This window comes from Leclercia sp. GLN_9 (assembly GCF_043105735.1).
In the GTDB taxonomy this organism is placed as follows: Bacteria; Pseudomonadota; Gammaproteobacteria; order Enterobacterales; family Enterobacteriaceae; genus Enterobacter; species Enterobacter adecarboxylatus.
In genome coordinates this window covers 37,454-51,833 of the sequence record NZ_JBICLV010000013.1, presented here as the reverse complement: position 1 = coordinate 51,833, position 14,380 = coordinate 37,454, and the positions used below count along the sequence as shown (strand labels likewise).

The window sequence follows — 14,380 nt, the reverse complement described above, 5'->3', positions numbered from 1 at the left end:
ACAAACCTGTCATACAACATTAAAATCGTGGTATGACAGGTTTTTTAAATGTTAAATTGGCATGCCAATTTCCCGAACGCCAAAAAGACGCACTGAGATTGATCAGCGAAACAAGACGTTATCAGGAAAAGTGCGGAGGGTGAAGCGAAAGGAAAGAGGAACGGCCCTCCCCCAACGGGAAAGGGCCAGGCTGAGGACAATTAGTTGTCGATGCCTTTGCTGCGCAGGTAATCTTCGTAGTTACCGCTGAAGTCCACCACGCGCTCCGGCGTAATTTCAATCACGCGGGTCGCCAGCGAGCTCACGAATTCACGGTCGTGTGAGACGAAGATCAGGGTACCCTGATACATTTCCAGCGCCATGTTCAGCGATTCGATAGATTCCATATCCAGGTGGTTGGTCGGTTCGTCCATCACCAGGATGTTCGGTTTTTGCATCATCAGCTTGCCGAACAGCATACGGCCCTTCTCACCACCGGAGAGCACTTTGGCTGGCTTTTTGATGTCGTCCTGGCTGAACAGCAGACGGCCAAGGAAGCTGCGCACCACCTGCTCGTCATCGCCTTCCGACTTCCACTGGCTCATCCAGTCGAAAACGGTCAGATCGTTGTCGAAATCTTCGGCGTGATCCTGCGCGTAATAACCAATCTGCGCGTTCTCGGACCATTTCACGGTGCCGTGATCCGGAGTCAATTCACCCACCAGCGTTTTCAGCATGGTGGATTTACCCACGCCGTTGGCACCGAGGATAGCGATCTTCTCGCCCACTTCCAGCAGCAGGTTGAAGTTCTTGAACAGCGGGCCGTTGTCGAAACCTTTGGTCAGCTCTTCGACGGCTAAGGCGTTACGGAACAGTTTCTTGTCCTGCTCGAAGCGGATGAACGGGTTCTGACGGCTGGACGCTTTCACTTCATCCAGCTTGATTTTGTCGATCTGACGGGCGCGGGAGGTTGCCTGACGCGATTTAGAGGCGTTAGCGCTGAAGCGGCTGACGAAGGATTGCAGGTCAGCAATCTGCGCCTTTTTCTTGGCGTTATCGGCCAGCAGACGTTCACGCGCCTGGGTTGCTGCGGTCATGTATTCGTCGTAGTTACCGGCATACACGCGCAGTTCGCCGTAGTCCAGATCCGCCATGTGGGTGCAGACCATGTTCAGGAAGTGACGGTCGTGCGAGATGATGATCATGGTGCTGTTACGCTCGTTCAGCGTCTGCTCCAGCCAGCGAATGGTGTCGATGTCCAGGTTGTTCGTTGGTTCATCGAGCAGCAGGATGTCTGGGTTAGAGAACAGCGCCTGCGCCAGCAGAACACGCAGCTTCCAGCCTGGCGCGACTTCGCTCATCAGACCGTAATGTTGTTCCACCGGAATGCCCACGCCGAGCAGCAGCTCACCGGCACGGGACTCCGCAGAGTAGCCGTCCATTTCGCCGTACTGCACTTCAAGATCGGCCACTTTATAGCCGTCTTCTTCGCTCATTTCGGCAAGGCCGTAGATGCGATCGCGTTCCTGCTTCACTTCCCACAGCTCACCGTGGCCCATGATCACCGTATCAAGGACGGTGAACGTTTCAAAGGCGAACTGATCCTGACGCAGCTTACCGATGCGCTCGTTCGGATCGAGAGAAACGTTGCCCAGCGTCGGCTCTAAATCGCCGCCGAGGATCTTCATGAAGGTGGATTTTCCGCTACCGTTGGCACCAATCAGGCCGTAACGGTTGCCGCCGCCAAATTTGACGGAAATGTTTTCGAACAGCGGCTTACTGCCAAACTGCATAGTGACGTTGCTGGTAACTAACACGGGAGATTCCTGCGAGAAGTGTGATAAACCCAGCATTATGCCACAATTCCGAAATGAGATCCCGTGTATCAACGTAGCGCTAAACTCTAACAGGATGGAAAAAAGTGTGATTTAGTACACATCCGAATTCCATGCGGTCAGGAATGCACATATAATGCGCTCCCTAAACCGTTCTGACTTTTAAACAACCTGCCAATGTGGCACAGATACCTCGCACACCATGAATATGAAATTAACATCGCTTTTTGCGGCGGCGTTTGCCGTAGTAGGGTTTTGCAAGACCGCTTCTGCTGTCACTTATCCACTGCCAACCGACGGTAGCCGTCTGGTAGGTCAGAACCAGGTTGTGACCATTGAAGAAGGTAACACTCAGCCGCTGGAATATTTTGCTGCGGAATATCAGCTGGGCCTCTCCAACATGATGGAAGCCAACCCGGGCGTCGATCCGTATCTGCCGAAGGGCGGCACCGTGCTGAACATTCCTCAGCAGCTGATCCTGCCGGACACCGTGCATGAAGGCATCATCATCAACAGCGCCGAAATGCGTCTGTACTACTACCCGAAAGGCACCAACACCGTCATCGTGCTGCCAATCGGTATCGGCCAGTTGGGCAAAGATACCCCGATGAACTGGACCACCAAAGTTGAGCGTAAGAAAGCTGGCCCAACCTGGACGCCAACCGCGAAAATGCACGCGGAATACATTGCCGCGGGCGAGCCGCTGCCAGCCGTTGTTCCTGCTGGCCCGGATAACCCGATGGGTCTGTACGCTCTCTATATCGGCCGTCTGTATGCGATCCACGGCACCAACGCCAACTTCGGTATCGGCCTGCGCGTGAGCCACGGCTGTGTGCGTCTGCGTAACGACGACATTAAATTCCTGTTCGAGAACGTGCCGGTTGGTACTCGCGTGCAGTTCATCAACGAGCCGGTAAAAGCAACTACCGAGCCAGATGGCAGCCGTTACCTCGAAGTGCATAACCCGCTCTCTACCAGCGAAGATCAGATCGACAACAACGTCACCGTTCCGGTCACTCTGACCAGCAACGTGCAGGCCATCACCGGCCAGCAGGACGTGGATGCGAACATCGTTGAGCAAGCGATCAACAACCGTTCCGGTATGCCGGTTCGTCTGAACTGATCGTAACAGGAACAATTCTGTTGTTACTGTGGAATTGTTCCGTTCACTAAAGCATCTCTGCTTTTATGCCCATCCCGCTGCGGTGAACATGTTAAGGGGGCTACCGCCGCTCCCTTAACCATCCCGGCTCCCGGCAAAGAAAATCGCCGTTTCGAGAAATATTCGTCTCACCCCTTTGGTGCTAGCGCAGGCGCTGTTCAACATTGCTCCTGGCAATGTTGTCTTCGGCTTATTCCCTCCGGCTATCGGGTCCGGCGTGATTCTACATCCATCCAGGTCCGCATCCATGTGCCTCAACCCGGCATGCGGTCAACGCCTCAGCGATTTTCAGCCGGACTCATCCCTCCTTCCAGCTTCTCAGCCACGTGAATGTGGCACGGGTGTTGAGTCCCCGCTGAAATCGGCGAACCGGAGACCGGTTGACAAGGGCTGGCCGCCAGGGATGGCGGCCAGAGGCGAATCGAGACAGGATGTCGAGTTGAGCCGACCGCAGGCAGCCGGTCGGGAGGTGAGCGTAGTGCGAAGCACCGATTTCGTTGCGGGGCAGCGGGGATTGATAAGGGGGCCGCGGTGGCCCTCTTATCACGTTCACAGGTTCCGTTCATTTCATATTCTGCTGGAAATAAGGTGAACGGAACGCACCACCGTATCGACCAGAAAACGATAAAAAGCTACTGCTGCGCCAGCTGATTACGCCGATATTCCCCCTGCCGCTCCAGCATCCAGCCTGGGTATTCCCTCGGCAGCGCGCTCACCGCATCCAGCTGTTTCAGCTCCTCATCGCTCAGACGAATCGCGGTTGCGGCAATATTGTCATCCAGCTGATCGACCCGTTTCGCGCCAATAATCACGCTGGTCACCGCTTTTTGATGCAGCAGCCACGCCAGGGCAATTTGCGCCACGGAAACGCCCTTGCTCCCGGCAATGTGGCGCATCACATCCACGCAGTCGAAGGCCCGCGCTTTATCCACCGGCGGGAAGTCAAATTCCTGGCGACGGCCACCGCCCTGCACCTGCCCGTCGCGGCTGTATTTGCCGCTCAGCAAGCCGCCCGCCAGCGGGCTCCAGACCATCAGCCCGACACCTTCGCTTTGCAGCATCGGCACCAGCTCACGCTCCAGGTCACGCCCGGCAAGGGTGTAATAGGCCTGTAATGAGGCAAAACGTGCCAGCCCGAGCCGTTCGGAAATGCCCAGCGCCTTCATGATCTGCCAGGCTGCCCAGTTCGATACCCCGATATAGCGCACATGCCCGTGCTGGACGAGGTTATCCAGGGCATAAAGCGTCTCTTCAATCGGGGTGGCCGGGTCAAAACCGTGCAACTGATAGAGATCGATATGATCGAGCTGCATGCGGCGCAGGCTCTCTTTCACGCTGCTGATGATGTGATACCGCGAGCTACCGCGTGAGTTCACCCCCGCCGTGCCCGTTTCGCCAAACACTTTGGTGGCAATCACCACGTTTTCGCGCGGTATCTTCAGGTTTTTCAACGCCTGGCCGGTGATCTCTTCTGAACGCCCTTCGGAATAGACGTTGGCTGTATCAATAAAATTGATCCCGGCGTCCAGCGCACGCCCGACCAGCTGCTCGGCATCCTGTTGCTGGAGCTGACCTATCTTGCCCCACATGCCGCCTTCGCCGCCAAAGGTCATGGTGCCGAGGCAGAGCTCAGAAACAAACAGGCCGGTATTACCCAGTTTTTGATATCGCATTTGACGCTCCTCGTATGTTGAGTACCCGATAGTTATACCCGGCTCACGCCGATAGCGAATGTGCGGTTCCTGCCCGTTTCTTGCCCAATCCTCTGAACTTATCCGCGCGGGGCGTCGCCAAAGACGGCGTAATCCGGCAGCTGCACCTGCTGATACGGCTCCCAGCCGCCGCCCAGGGCTTTATAGAGCGCCACCAGATCCAGCGCGCTCTGGACCCGGGCCTGATCCCGCTGCTGCTGCGCCTGAGCCAACTGGCGCTGCGCATCCAGCACGTCGATAAAGGTCGCGATCCCCTGGCGATAGCTGCTGCTCGCCAGATCAAAGGCGTTTTGCAGCGCATCGATGGTTTTGCTTAATCCCGCTTCCCGCTTCTGATCGGTGCGGTAGCTGACCAGCGCGTTTTCCACATCGCCCAGGGCGGTGAGCACCGTCTGACGATATTCCAGTACGGCGGCACCCTGCTGTGCGCGGGCGACCTTCACGCTGGAGACCAACCGCCCGCCCTGGAAGATGGGGATGGAGACCTGTGGCCCGACGCTGTAGAAGTGGCTGCTCCAGTCGGTGAGCCAGCTGGCTTCGCTGTTACGCAGGCCAAACTGGCCGCTGAGCGAGACGCTGGGGAACAGTTGCGCCACCGACACGCCGATCTGCGCGGTGGCCGCATGCAGATTCGCCTCGGCTTCACGCACGTCCGGGCGCCGCCGCGCCAGCGTAGAGGGAATACCGGTAGGGACAATCTCCGGCAGCGCAGGCAGCGGTTTGCTGGCCTGCAGTTCGCCATCCAGCGCCCCCGGGGGTTTGCCAAGCAGGATCGCCAGGCCGTTCATCGCCTGCCGCGCCTGGGCTTCATATTGCGGAAGCTGCGCCTCCAGGTTGCCAAGCTGGGCGCGGGCGTTCTCCACGTCCATCTGCGGTGACAGCCCGCCGCGCTGGCGGCTGTCGGTCAGCTCCAGCGTCTGCTGCGCGCTCTCGATCTGGGTGTTAAGGGTGGCGATACTGCTCTGGGCGCCACGCAGCTGTAACCAGCCGCGGGCCACTTCGGCCTCCAGCGACACCAGGGCATCGTTACGCTGCTCGATGGCCGCCTGCTGTTGCGCGTCGGCGGCTTCCACCTGACGGCGCACCTTGCCCCACAGATCCAGCTCCCACTGGGCGTCAAAGCTGCCCTGGTAGAGGTTCATGGGCTGGGTCAGCGGCCCCAGCGCGCCGCGCAGTTCGGGATCGACGTCATCCAGCTGATCGTATACGCCGTGGGATTTCAGTTCTCCCTCCAGCCCCAGCTGCTGCCGGGTGGCCTGCAAATTACCGTTCACCGCCGGGAAGAAGGCACCGCCCGCCTGGTTGATCTGTTCCCGTGCCCCCGCGATGCGCAGCACGGTTTGCTGCAATGACAGGTTACCGGCAATGGCGCGTTCAATCAGGCTGTCCAGTTGCGGGTCGCCAAAGGTTTTCCACCAGCGAGGATTGATGGCCGTTGACGCGGTTTGCGATTTTACGCCGCCGTCGCCCGGATCGTTCCAGTGCGTCGGGGTGTTGGGCGCGGGCTGCTGGTAGTCTGGCCCCACGGCGCAGCCAGCCAGCAACAGCATTAACATCAGGGGGCTTAAACGTCTGCAAATCATCAGTGTGCTCCTGCACTCCCCTCGCTCTTAACCGGCGAGAGCAACAAACAAAACGGAATCAGTAAAAAGGCCACCGCGCTCAGAATGGTGAAAACGTCCACGTAGGCCAGGAAACGCGACTGTTCGATCATCGCCTGGTACATGCGTCCGGTGGCAATACCGGTGGGGTCGCCCACCTGGGTGGTAAAGTTCTGGATCGCCTGCGCCATCTCGCGGAGCGTTTGCTGGAACGGCTCGTCGAATGCCGAAGTGTGGGTAGCCAGATAAGCGCTATGGGCCTGCGAGCGCTCGGTAATGGCCGCCGTTGAGAGCGAAATGCCGATCGACCCCGCCACGTTGCGGAACATGGTAAACAGCGCCGCTGCGTCGGCGTTCAGCTGCCGGGGAATCGAGATAAAGGCGATGGTGGTCAGCGGCACAAACAGGAAGCCCAGCCCGATCGACTGGGCGCTGCGGAACAGCACCAGGGTCTCGAAGTCGATATCCGGCGTCAGCGTGCGCGACCAGAAGAACGACACCGCGAGACAGGTAAAGCCGAAGGCGATGATCCAGCGCGTCTGCACAATCGGCATCAGCTTCAACACCAGCGGGATAGTGAGCACGATCAGGATCGCGCCGGGCGACAGCACCAGCCCCGACCAGGTGGCGGTATAGCCCAGATCCTGCTGCGCCAGCTGCGGGATCACCACCGAACTGCCGTACAGGATCATTGCCATACCGGCCATCAGCAGGCTGGAGACGGCGAAGTTTTTGTCCTTCATGCAGTGCAGATCCACAACCGGCTTTTTGGCATACATCAGCCAGTAGATGGCCCCGATAATGCCAATCAGCGTCAGCACGGCAAAGGTGCGGATAAAGTTCGAGGTAAACCAGTCGTCATCTTCCCCGCGATCGAGCATCACCTGCAGGCAACCCAGGCCCAGGGCGATAAGCCCGATACCGGTCCAGTCGATGGACAGCTTCTCCTTCGATTTACTCTCCCAGGGCGGATCTTCCAGCAGCTGGTAGATCGCCAGCACGGTAACGATCCCCACCGGAATATTGATAAAGAACACCCAGCGCCAGGAGTAGTTATCGGTGATCCACCCCCCGAGCGTCGGCCCCAGCACCGGGGCGACGATAATGGCAATGGACGACAGGCCAAAAGCCTTGCCGCGATCTTCCGGCTTAAAGTAGTCGAGCAGCACCGACTGCTGGGTGGGCTGTAGCCCGCCGCCAAAGAAGCCCTGCAAAATACGAAACAGGATGATCTGCCACAGCTCGGTGGCGATACCGCACAGGAACGAGCAGATGGTGAACATCACAATGCAGATCAGGAAAAATTGCTTGCGGCCAAAAACCCGGCTCAGAAACGCCGAGATAGGCAGTACGATGCCGTTGGCCACCAGATAGCTGGTGAGCACCCAGGTGGATTCATCATAGCTGGCCGAAAGCGAACCGGCGACGTGAGGCAGCGCCACGTTGACGATGGTGGTATCAAGGATCTCCATAAATACCGCGAGGGTGACGACGATCGCCACCGCCCACGGGTTACTGGCTGGCCGCCAGTTTTCATGGCTGTGCTCACTCATTCCACGGTTACCTTAGGTTCAACCGAGAGGCCAAGCGGCAGCGGCTGGTTGGGATCCAGTCCTTTATCGATAACGATTTTTACCGGCACACGCTGGACGATCTTCACGAAGTTACCGGTGGCGTTCTCCGACGGGAAAGCGGCAAAGCGCGAGCCGCTCCCCTGCTGGATAGAGTCGATATGCCCTTCCAGCTCCAGATCCGGCCAGGCGTCCACGCTCAGCGTCACCTTATTACCGGGGCGCATCCGCTCCAGCTGCGACTCTTTAAAGTTGGCGACAACCCAGATATCCGCCGAGACCAGCGAAAAGAGCGCAGTGCCCGCCTGCACCAGGGTGCCGGTCTGGACGTTGCGTTTCGTTATGTAGCCATCAAAGGGTGCCCGTACCTCGGTGTACGAGAGATTCAGCTCTGCGGTTTCCAGCTGGGCGCGGGCCTGTTCCACCTGACGCTCCCGGGCTTCGACGTTGGTCTCCTGCTGGCGAATTTGCAATTGCACCTGCGAAGCCACCTCAAGCTGCGCTTTCGCGCTGGCAAGCTGGGCCTGGGCGCTGCGCAACTGGGCGTTGGCCGCGTCGATGCTCTGTTGCGTGGTGGCGCGGGGATCGACGCCGCGCTGGCGGCGATATTCCGCCTGAGCGTTGGCCAGATCCGCCTGGGCTTTGATCACCTGGGCGTTGGCTTCATCGCGCTGGGCAGGATATTGCACCTTCGAGAGCGCCAACTGCGCCTGGGCCTGATGAAGCTGCGCTTCGGCCAAGCCAAGCTGGGCTTTTGCCTGGTCGCGCTGGGCAGCGGTGTCCCGGGGATCGATGGTCACCAGCAGATCGCCCTTTTTCACGCGCTGGTTATCCCGCACCCGCAGTTCGGTGACATAGCCTGCGGTTTTGGGCGCGATGGTCACGGCGTCGCCTTCGGTAAAGGCGTCGTCCGTCGTCTCCTGGTTACGGGTCATGAACCACCATACCAGGGCCACAATGACCATCACGATCACCACAATGCCCAGAATAATCAGCGGCTTTTTGCCGGGGCGTTTACGTTGCGTCTCTTTTTTATCGGTGTTTTCGGTGTTTTCGGAGGGTTGGTTTTCTTCAGCCATATAACAGCATCCGTCCTGTTAGTGAACGGCATCACAATTTATGCCGTTCACTAAAGTTAGGACGTTGCTATACATTTGCCAGGAAAAACTGACAAACAGGGCACTATATGAGAAGGAATAATCCGAATCCGATCAGCCCGGCCCAGACCAGCATCGGCAGCGACCAGAGGTGGAAGCGCCACCAGATACGGCGATCGTTTGCCATACGCAGGGCGATCAGGTTAGCGAGAGAGCCAGGCAGCAGGCCAAAGCCGCCCACGTTTACCGCCCAGGCCAGCAGCGCCGTCGGCGGCACGTAGTTAAGCAGCAGGATAGTCGAAGGCACATTACTGATCACCTGCGACATCCCGATAGCGGTCAGCCACAGCTGGCCCTGCGACAGGTGGGTGACGTTTTGCAGCACGTTCTGCAAGGCCGGCACCTGAATCAGCAGATGAACATCAATAAACATCGCCATAAAGACCAGCAGCAGCGTCCAGTCGACGCTAATCAGCACCCGACGGGCCAGCAGCAGGAAGCCCCCCGCCACCAGCAGCACGCCCCACAGCTCCTGCTTGAGATCGAGGGCCACAAGGAAGACCAGGTAAAGCGCCAGACAGCTCCATGCCAGCCGCGGTGTAGACTGGGCCGCCGCGCTACCGCTGTGATAGCGCAGTGGCCTGGACGGGAAGGCGAACCAGCTCAGGGCCATCAGGGTCAGTACCATCACCAGAGCCAGCGGTGCCATCTGCCAGGTAAAGGCGGCAAAGGACAGGCCGGAGCGTCCCCACAGCAGGATGTTTTGCGGGTTGCCGATCGGGGTGAGCAGTGACCCGGCATTCACCGCCAGCGCCTCAAAGATGATCAGCCGGTTGACCGGGATTTCGCACAGCTTGCGCAGCGTGAGGGTGAGCGGCACCACGATAAACAGCGCCACATCATTGGTGAGAAAGGTCGACAGTAACGCCGCAGAGAAGACCATAAACAGCGACAGGCGTCGCTCAGTGGCGAAACGGCGCACCATCTTGCGCCCCAGTACGTCAAAAAAACCGCTCTGCTCGACCCCTTTGGTCAGCATCATCAACCCGGCAAGGGTAATGATGGTGTGCCAGTCAATGGCGGCAGGCCAGCGCTGCGGGGCGAAGGGCACCAGAAAGCTGAGTCCGACCCCAACCACCAGTAACAGATGAAAGAAACGATCCCGGGCCAGCGCCCGCAGGCCAGGCACGGTCATTCCGCGGACGATCCATATTTAAGGGTAAAAGCCAGGAACTGTTGCAGGGTCTCTTCGCTGACGTGATGCTCCATCCCTTCGGCGTCACGGCGGGCGATGTCAGGACTGACGCCCAGTACCAGCAGGAAATTTTCGACAATTTGATGGCGCTCGCGGCTCGCCTGCGCCAGCTTCTCCCCTTCCGGGGTGAGAAACACGCCGCGCCAGGGGATCATTTCGATCAGACCAACCGTTGCCAGGCGCTTGAGCATTTTTGCCACCGTCGGCTGGGAGACGCCAAGACGTGCCGCCATATCCACCTGACGGGCCTCCCCCACTTCACGGATCAGATCCGAAATCAGCTCGACATAATCATCGATCAGCTCGCGGCGATGCGCTTCACGAACCTGGCGAAAGCCTTCGACATGCTCTTCGACGTTGACCAGTTGCGTCATTTTTTTTGTTGTTGGTTTACCTGCACGGCGGTTCATTGTGCTTCCTCAAGCGGGGGACACATCAAGCGTATCAATAGATAAACGGCCATTGTAAACCATCACTACACAAGCACAAAAAATTAACGATTTATACCCGTCATGCTTCAGGGTGCCTGTGCGTTAGCATGGCCTCGCCCCGTTGTGGCCAGTGCAAACGCTGTTCAACCTGGCGATGCCAGTTTGCCCTCATCCACCCCCGTCACTGACTTCAGTAAGCGCCTGGGGATTCGCTGCGCCGCCGCGTTACCCGGCATTTGGCCTCGCCGGTTTAGGTCCAGCGCAAGCGCAGTTCAAAACGATTAATCGTTTTGTCAGGCATCGCGAATTATTTGAGGTATAGCCATAGCCATATAATATAGCCTGTGCTATATCTGTATGTAATGCAGTCACCCTTCACGGATCGAAGGGATCAACCCGCAGGAGGTAACCATGAACGAATTCAAGAGGTGTATACGCGTGTTTAGCCACTCTCCCTTTAAAGTACGCTTAATGCTGCTGAATATGATTTGCGACATCATCAACGGCAAGCCACAGCAGAACAAACCATCTCACTAAGCGGCGTCGCGGTACGCCGCTTCATTTTTGTGTCATTTATCTCCGCTATACTGCTCGTCCCCACGTTATGCCCTGACCTTTTTTGCGGAAATGGAATCCTCTTCGCAAAACACCCTCTTTATAACTGTTGACCTTAAAGGCCACTGGCTCTATCTTCTTGCAGCCCTGCACTATTTGCGGCTCCCAGATGCGGACCTCCTCTCCCCTTCTACGCATTCTCAGGCAGGTTTTGACCCTTGGCGCCAGGGTGAGCACATGGCGTTTTCACAATAGTGACCTATGAATTTAACCCTGAAAGAAACGCTCATTACCCGCAGCCGGGCCTTAAGCCCGTGGACGGGATTCTACTTTTTACAGTCGCTGCTGATTAACTTTTCCTTTGGCTACGCCTTCAGCCTGCTGTATGCCGTTGCCTTTACCTGTGTGCTGCATCTGCTCTGGATCAGCGCGCCGCGCGTGCAAAAAGGGCTAATCGGGATCTGCTCGCTGGTGGCGGCGATGTATTTCCCCTTTGGCCAGGCCTATGGCGCGCCAAACTTTAATACCCTGCTGGCGATGCACTCCACCAACATGGAGGAGTCAACGGAGATCCTCACTATCTTCCCGTGGTACAGCTACGTCGTCGGCCTGTTTATCTTTACCCTCGGGGTGATCGCCGTACGCCGTAAGCCGCAGCCCAAAAAGGCGTGGGGCAAAATCGACAGCCTGTGTCTGGTGTTTAGCCTGGTGGCCTTTTTCGTCGCCCCGGTGCAAAACCTGGCCTGGGGCGGCGTCTTCAAGCTGAAAGATACTGGTTATCCGGTGTTTCGCTTTGTCAAAGATGTGGTGGTGAACAACCAGGAAGTGGTGGAAGAGCAGACCCGGATGGCCGAGCTGTCGCAGATGAAGGACACCTGGAACGTGCTGGCCGTGAAGCCGAAATATCACATCTATATGGTGGTGATCGGTGAAAGCGCCCGCCGTGATGCGCTGGGTGCCTTCGGTGGACACTGGAACAACACCCCGTTTGCCAGCAAGGTCAACGGCACGCTGTTTACCGACTACATTGCCGCCAGTGGTTCAACGCAAAAGTCGCTCGGGCTGACGCTCAACCGGGTGGTGGATAACAAGCCGCAGTATCAGGATAACTTTGTCACCCTCGCCAACCGCGCGGGCTTCCAGAGCTGGTGGTTCTCGAACCAGGGGCAGATCGGTGAATACGACACCGCTATCGCCAGCATTGCTAAACGGGCTGACGAAGTGCAGTTCCTGAAAAGCGGGGATTTCGAGGCAGATAAAAATACCCGGGACGAGGCGTTGCTTAAGATGACCGAACAGGTCTTTAGCAGCCATCGCACCCAGCCGCAGCTGATCGTTTTGCACCTGATGGGTTCGCACCCGCAGGCCTGCGATCGCACCCAGGGGAAATACGCTGAGTTTGTGCAGTCTAAAGAGACCTCGTGCTATCTCTACACCATGACCCAGACCGACGACCTGCTCAGCAAGCTCTATACCCAGCTGCAAAACACCGGTGAGACCTTCTCGATGGCCTATTTTTCCGATCACGGGCTGGCCTTTAAAGAGCGCGGGAAAGAGGTGCAGTACCTGGCACACGACGACAGTTTCCAGCAGAACTTCCAGGTGCCGTTTATGGTGCTGTCGAGCGATGATAAAGCCCATCGCATCGTCAAGGCGCGCCGTTCCGCGAATGATTTTTTAAGCTTCTTCTCGCAGTGGACGGGCATCAGCGCGAAAGAGATCGCCAATAAGTACCGCTTTGTGTCGAACGACAAGGCGCCGCCGGTGTATGTGACCAACTTTAAGTTACAGAAAGTGGATTACAACCATCTGGGGACGGATCTGTTTGAGACGAAAAGCCGGTAACAGCGGTGCGGCCTGATGCCCTCACCCTGGCCCTCTCCCACAGGTAGAGGGGAAGGATCGCGCATCCCGCGATGACAGAGTACAAGAATGGCTCAGAGACAACAGCGATGGCCTGGTCCGGCTGAAAATCGACGAAGCGTTTCCGCAAGGCCGGGGCGAGGCGCAGGGACGCGCCGAGAGGGCATAGCCTGCAGGGATGCAGGCTGGTGCCCGACCCGAAAGCCTGGAGGAATAAGCTGAGTGCACCGCGAAGCGGCGATTTTCTTGCCGGTAGCCCGGGTCGCCAGGGTGGTGGCGATTGAGCCACCCTGGCACGTTCACCGGTTCAGGTATATCAGAGAAGTGAGGAACGTGAGGTGAACGGAACGACCACATTTTCCACATGTTCCTCCTAACGATAGATTCAGGTGTATCGGAGAAGTAAGGGATGCGAGGTGAACGGAACTACCACTTCTGCTACATGTTTCCCTCACCCCTCAGGTAAAGAACAAAAACAAAAAAACCCGCCGAAGCGGGTTTTTTACTAGCTCACCGAAGTGATTAGAAGCGGTAACCTACGCCTGCGATCCAGGTGCCAACATCAACGTTACGGATGCGGCTCTGCTCATAGGAGAAGTCCAGCGCAACGTTTTCAACTGGGTTGAACTGCATACCTGCGCCATAGGAGAAACCGTAGTCGCTGGTGCTTGCAGAGCGGTTGAAGCCCTGGTTTTCAGTCTGCTGGAATTTACCGTAGCCAACACCCACAACACCGTAGATGCTTGCCCAGTCGTTCAGACGGTAAGCCGGGCCAGCGGTGATGCCGTAGTACTGAGCTTTGTTGTAAGCGCCGTCTTCAGAACGGTCTTTCTCAGTGTAGGTGAAGGAACCGATGGCACCCAGCGGGTTGTTGTCCTGCTCGTAGCGATATTTCAGGTTGAAACCGTTGGTTTTGTTCATGACGCCCTGCATATCGCTCTGAGCGTAACCGCCAGTCACGGTAGAGGTCGCTGCTACAGCGGAACCTGCGGAAACAGCCAGAACAGCTGCCAGTGCTGAAAGACATGCAATTTTTTTCATAACCACCTCAAATGTGCTTCAAGTAATTCCGTAAGTTTTAAATATATCAAAAAATCTTGTGAAACTCTTTGTGCTTCGTGATGTCTAACGCAGGTTTTCATGTAACCAAACATTTCCACCCACAGCTATCTTCTTCAAAAAACACCAAATTTGTGTTTCAAAAGCGCATATTGCGCGTCAGTCACAATACATTCATCCAGACGATTCCTAATCTGTTACAGAAATCACCCAGTGGGATGACGCCATTTTACGGATTTGCGGCGACTTTTTTTTCAACA

Annotated in this window: 11 protein-coding genes; 3 read left to right on the top strand and 8 right to left on the bottom strand. The window is 57.2% G+C overall.

Annotated features, from left to right (window positions below; all coding sequences use genetic code 11):
- Positions 1 to 200: 200 nt before the first annotated feature.
- Positions 201 to 1,796, bottom strand: coding sequence for an ABC-F family ATPase (locus tag ACF8PE_RS07220; protein WP_077226631.1), 1,596 nt, complete (start codon positions 1,794 to 1,796; stop codon positions 201 to 203).
- Positions 1,797 to 2,016: 220 nt separating this feature from the next.
- Here ACF8PE_RS07220 and ldtB point away from each other — a divergent pair, with 220 nt between their 5' ends.
- Positions 2,017 to 2,937 carry a L,D-transpeptidase gene (ldtB, locus tag ACF8PE_RS07215; RefSeq protein ID WP_032617187.1) on the top strand — a complete coding sequence of 307 codons (921 nt, stop codon included), beginning with the start codon at positions 2,017 to 2,019 and terminating at the stop codon, positions 2,935 to 2,937.
- A 671-nt stretch (positions 2,938 to 3,608) separates the two neighbouring features.
- On the opposite strand, the gene ACF8PE_RS07210 is transcribed toward ldtB, so the two are convergent.
- The 6 genes from ACF8PE_RS07210 to mntR all read right to left on the bottom strand — a co-directional run bounded on the left by ACF8PE_RS07210 (position 3,609) and on the right by mntR (position 10,622).
- Positions 3,609 to 4,649, bottom strand: coding sequence for an aldo/keto reductase (locus ACF8PE_RS07210; RefSeq protein WP_059308446.1), 1,041 nt, complete (start codon positions 4,647 to 4,649; stop codon positions 3,609 to 3,611).
- Positions 4,650 to 4,747: 98 nt separating this feature from the next.
- Complete coding sequence (locus ACF8PE_RS07205) at positions 4,748 to 6,271, bottom strand: efflux transporter outer membrane subunit (RefSeq protein WP_392494719.1); 1,524 nt, start codon at positions 6,269 to 6,271, stop codon at positions 4,748 to 4,750.
- Positions 6,271 to 7,842 (bottom strand): DHA2 family efflux MFS transporter permease subunit, encoded by a 1,572-nt coding sequence (locus ACF8PE_RS07200; RefSeq protein WP_059308447.1) that lies wholly within the window; start codon positions 7,840 to 7,842, stop codon positions 6,271 to 6,273. The genes ACF8PE_RS07205 and ACF8PE_RS07200 overlap by 1 nt, the downstream gene beginning before the upstream one ends.
- Positions 7,839 to 8,939 carry an HlyD family secretion protein gene (locus ACF8PE_RS07195; protein WP_059308448.1) on the bottom strand — a complete coding sequence of 367 codons (1,101 nt, stop codon included), beginning with the start codon at positions 8,937 to 8,939 and terminating at the stop codon, positions 7,839 to 7,841. The genes ACF8PE_RS07200 and ACF8PE_RS07195 overlap by 4 nt, the downstream gene beginning before the upstream one ends.
- A 103-nt stretch (positions 8,940 to 9,042) precedes the next feature.
- On the bottom strand, positions 9,043 to 10,152 hold the full coding sequence (locus ACF8PE_RS07190; protein WP_059308449.1) for an anion transporter: 1,110 nt from the start codon (positions 10,150 to 10,152) through the stop codon (positions 9,043 to 9,045).
- On the bottom strand, positions 10,149 to 10,622 hold the full coding sequence (gene mntR, locus ACF8PE_RS07185; RefSeq protein ID WP_032617181.1) for a manganese-binding transcriptional regulator MntR: 474 nt from the start codon (positions 10,620 to 10,622) through the stop codon (positions 10,149 to 10,151). Before mntR ends, ACF8PE_RS07190 begins: the two co-directional genes overlap by 4 nt.
- Positions 10,623 to 11,054: 432 nt before the next feature.
- Here mntR and mntS point away from each other — a divergent pair, with 432 nt between their 5' ends.
- Positions 11,055 to 11,180, top strand: a complete 126-nt coding sequence (gene mntS / locus ACF8PE_RS07180; RefSeq protein WP_032617180.1) for a manganase accumulation protein MntS — start codon at positions 11,055 to 11,057, stop codon at positions 11,178 to 11,180.
- 279 nt (positions 11,181 to 11,459) lie between these two features.
- Positions 11,460 to 13,043, top strand: coding sequence for a phosphoethanolamine transferase (locus ACF8PE_RS07175; protein WP_059308450.1), 1,584 nt, complete (start codon positions 11,460 to 11,462; stop codon positions 13,041 to 13,043).
- Positions 13,044 to 13,583: 540 nt separating this feature from the next.
- On the opposite strand, the gene ompX is transcribed toward ACF8PE_RS07175, so the two are convergent.
- The gene (gene ompX / locus ACF8PE_RS07170; protein ID WP_032617177.1) at positions 13,584 to 14,102 is read right to left on the bottom strand and encodes an outer membrane protein OmpX; all 519 of its coding nucleotides are present in this window, start codon (positions 14,100 to 14,102) and stop codon (positions 13,584 to 13,586) included.
- Positions 14,103 to 14,380: the final 278 nt, after the last annotated feature.

Coding starts and splice junctions, on each gene's coding strand:
- ACF8PE_RS07210 (WP_059308446.1), bottom strand. CDS start 4,649: ATGCGATATCAAAAACTGGGTAATACCGGCCTGTTTGTTTCTGAGCTC.
- ACF8PE_RS07190 (WP_059308449.1), bottom strand. CDS start 10,152: ATGACCGTGCCTGGCCTGCGGGCGCTGGCCCGGGATCGTTTCTTTCAT.
- ACF8PE_RS07205 (WP_392494719.1), bottom strand. CDS start 6,271: ATGATTTGCAGACGTTTAAGCCCCCTGATGTTAATGCTGTTGCTGGCT.
- ACF8PE_RS07200 (WP_059308447.1), bottom strand. CDS start 7,842: ATGAGTGAGCACAGCCATGAAAACTGGCGGCCAGCCAGTAACCCGTGG.
- mntS (WP_032617180.1), top strand. CDS start 11,055: ATGAACGAATTCAAGAGGTGTATACGCGTGTTTAGCCACTCTCCCTTT.
- mntR (WP_032617181.1), bottom strand. CDS start 10,622: ATGAACCGCCGTGCAGGTAAACCAACAACAAAAAAAATGACGCAACTG.
- ACF8PE_RS07195 (WP_059308448.1), bottom strand. CDS start 8,939: ATGGCTGAAGAAAACCAACCCTCCGAAAACACCGAAAACACCGATAAA.
- ldtB (WP_032617187.1), top strand. CDS start 2,017: ATGAATATGAAATTAACATCGCTTTTTGCGGCGGCGTTTGCCGTAGTA.
- ompX (WP_032617177.1), bottom strand. CDS start 14,102: ATGAAAAAAATTGCATGTCTTTCAGCACTGGCAGCTGTTCTGGCTGTT.
- ACF8PE_RS07175 (WP_059308450.1), top strand. CDS start 11,460: ATGAATTTAACCCTGAAAGAAACGCTCATTACCCGCAGCCGGGCCTTA.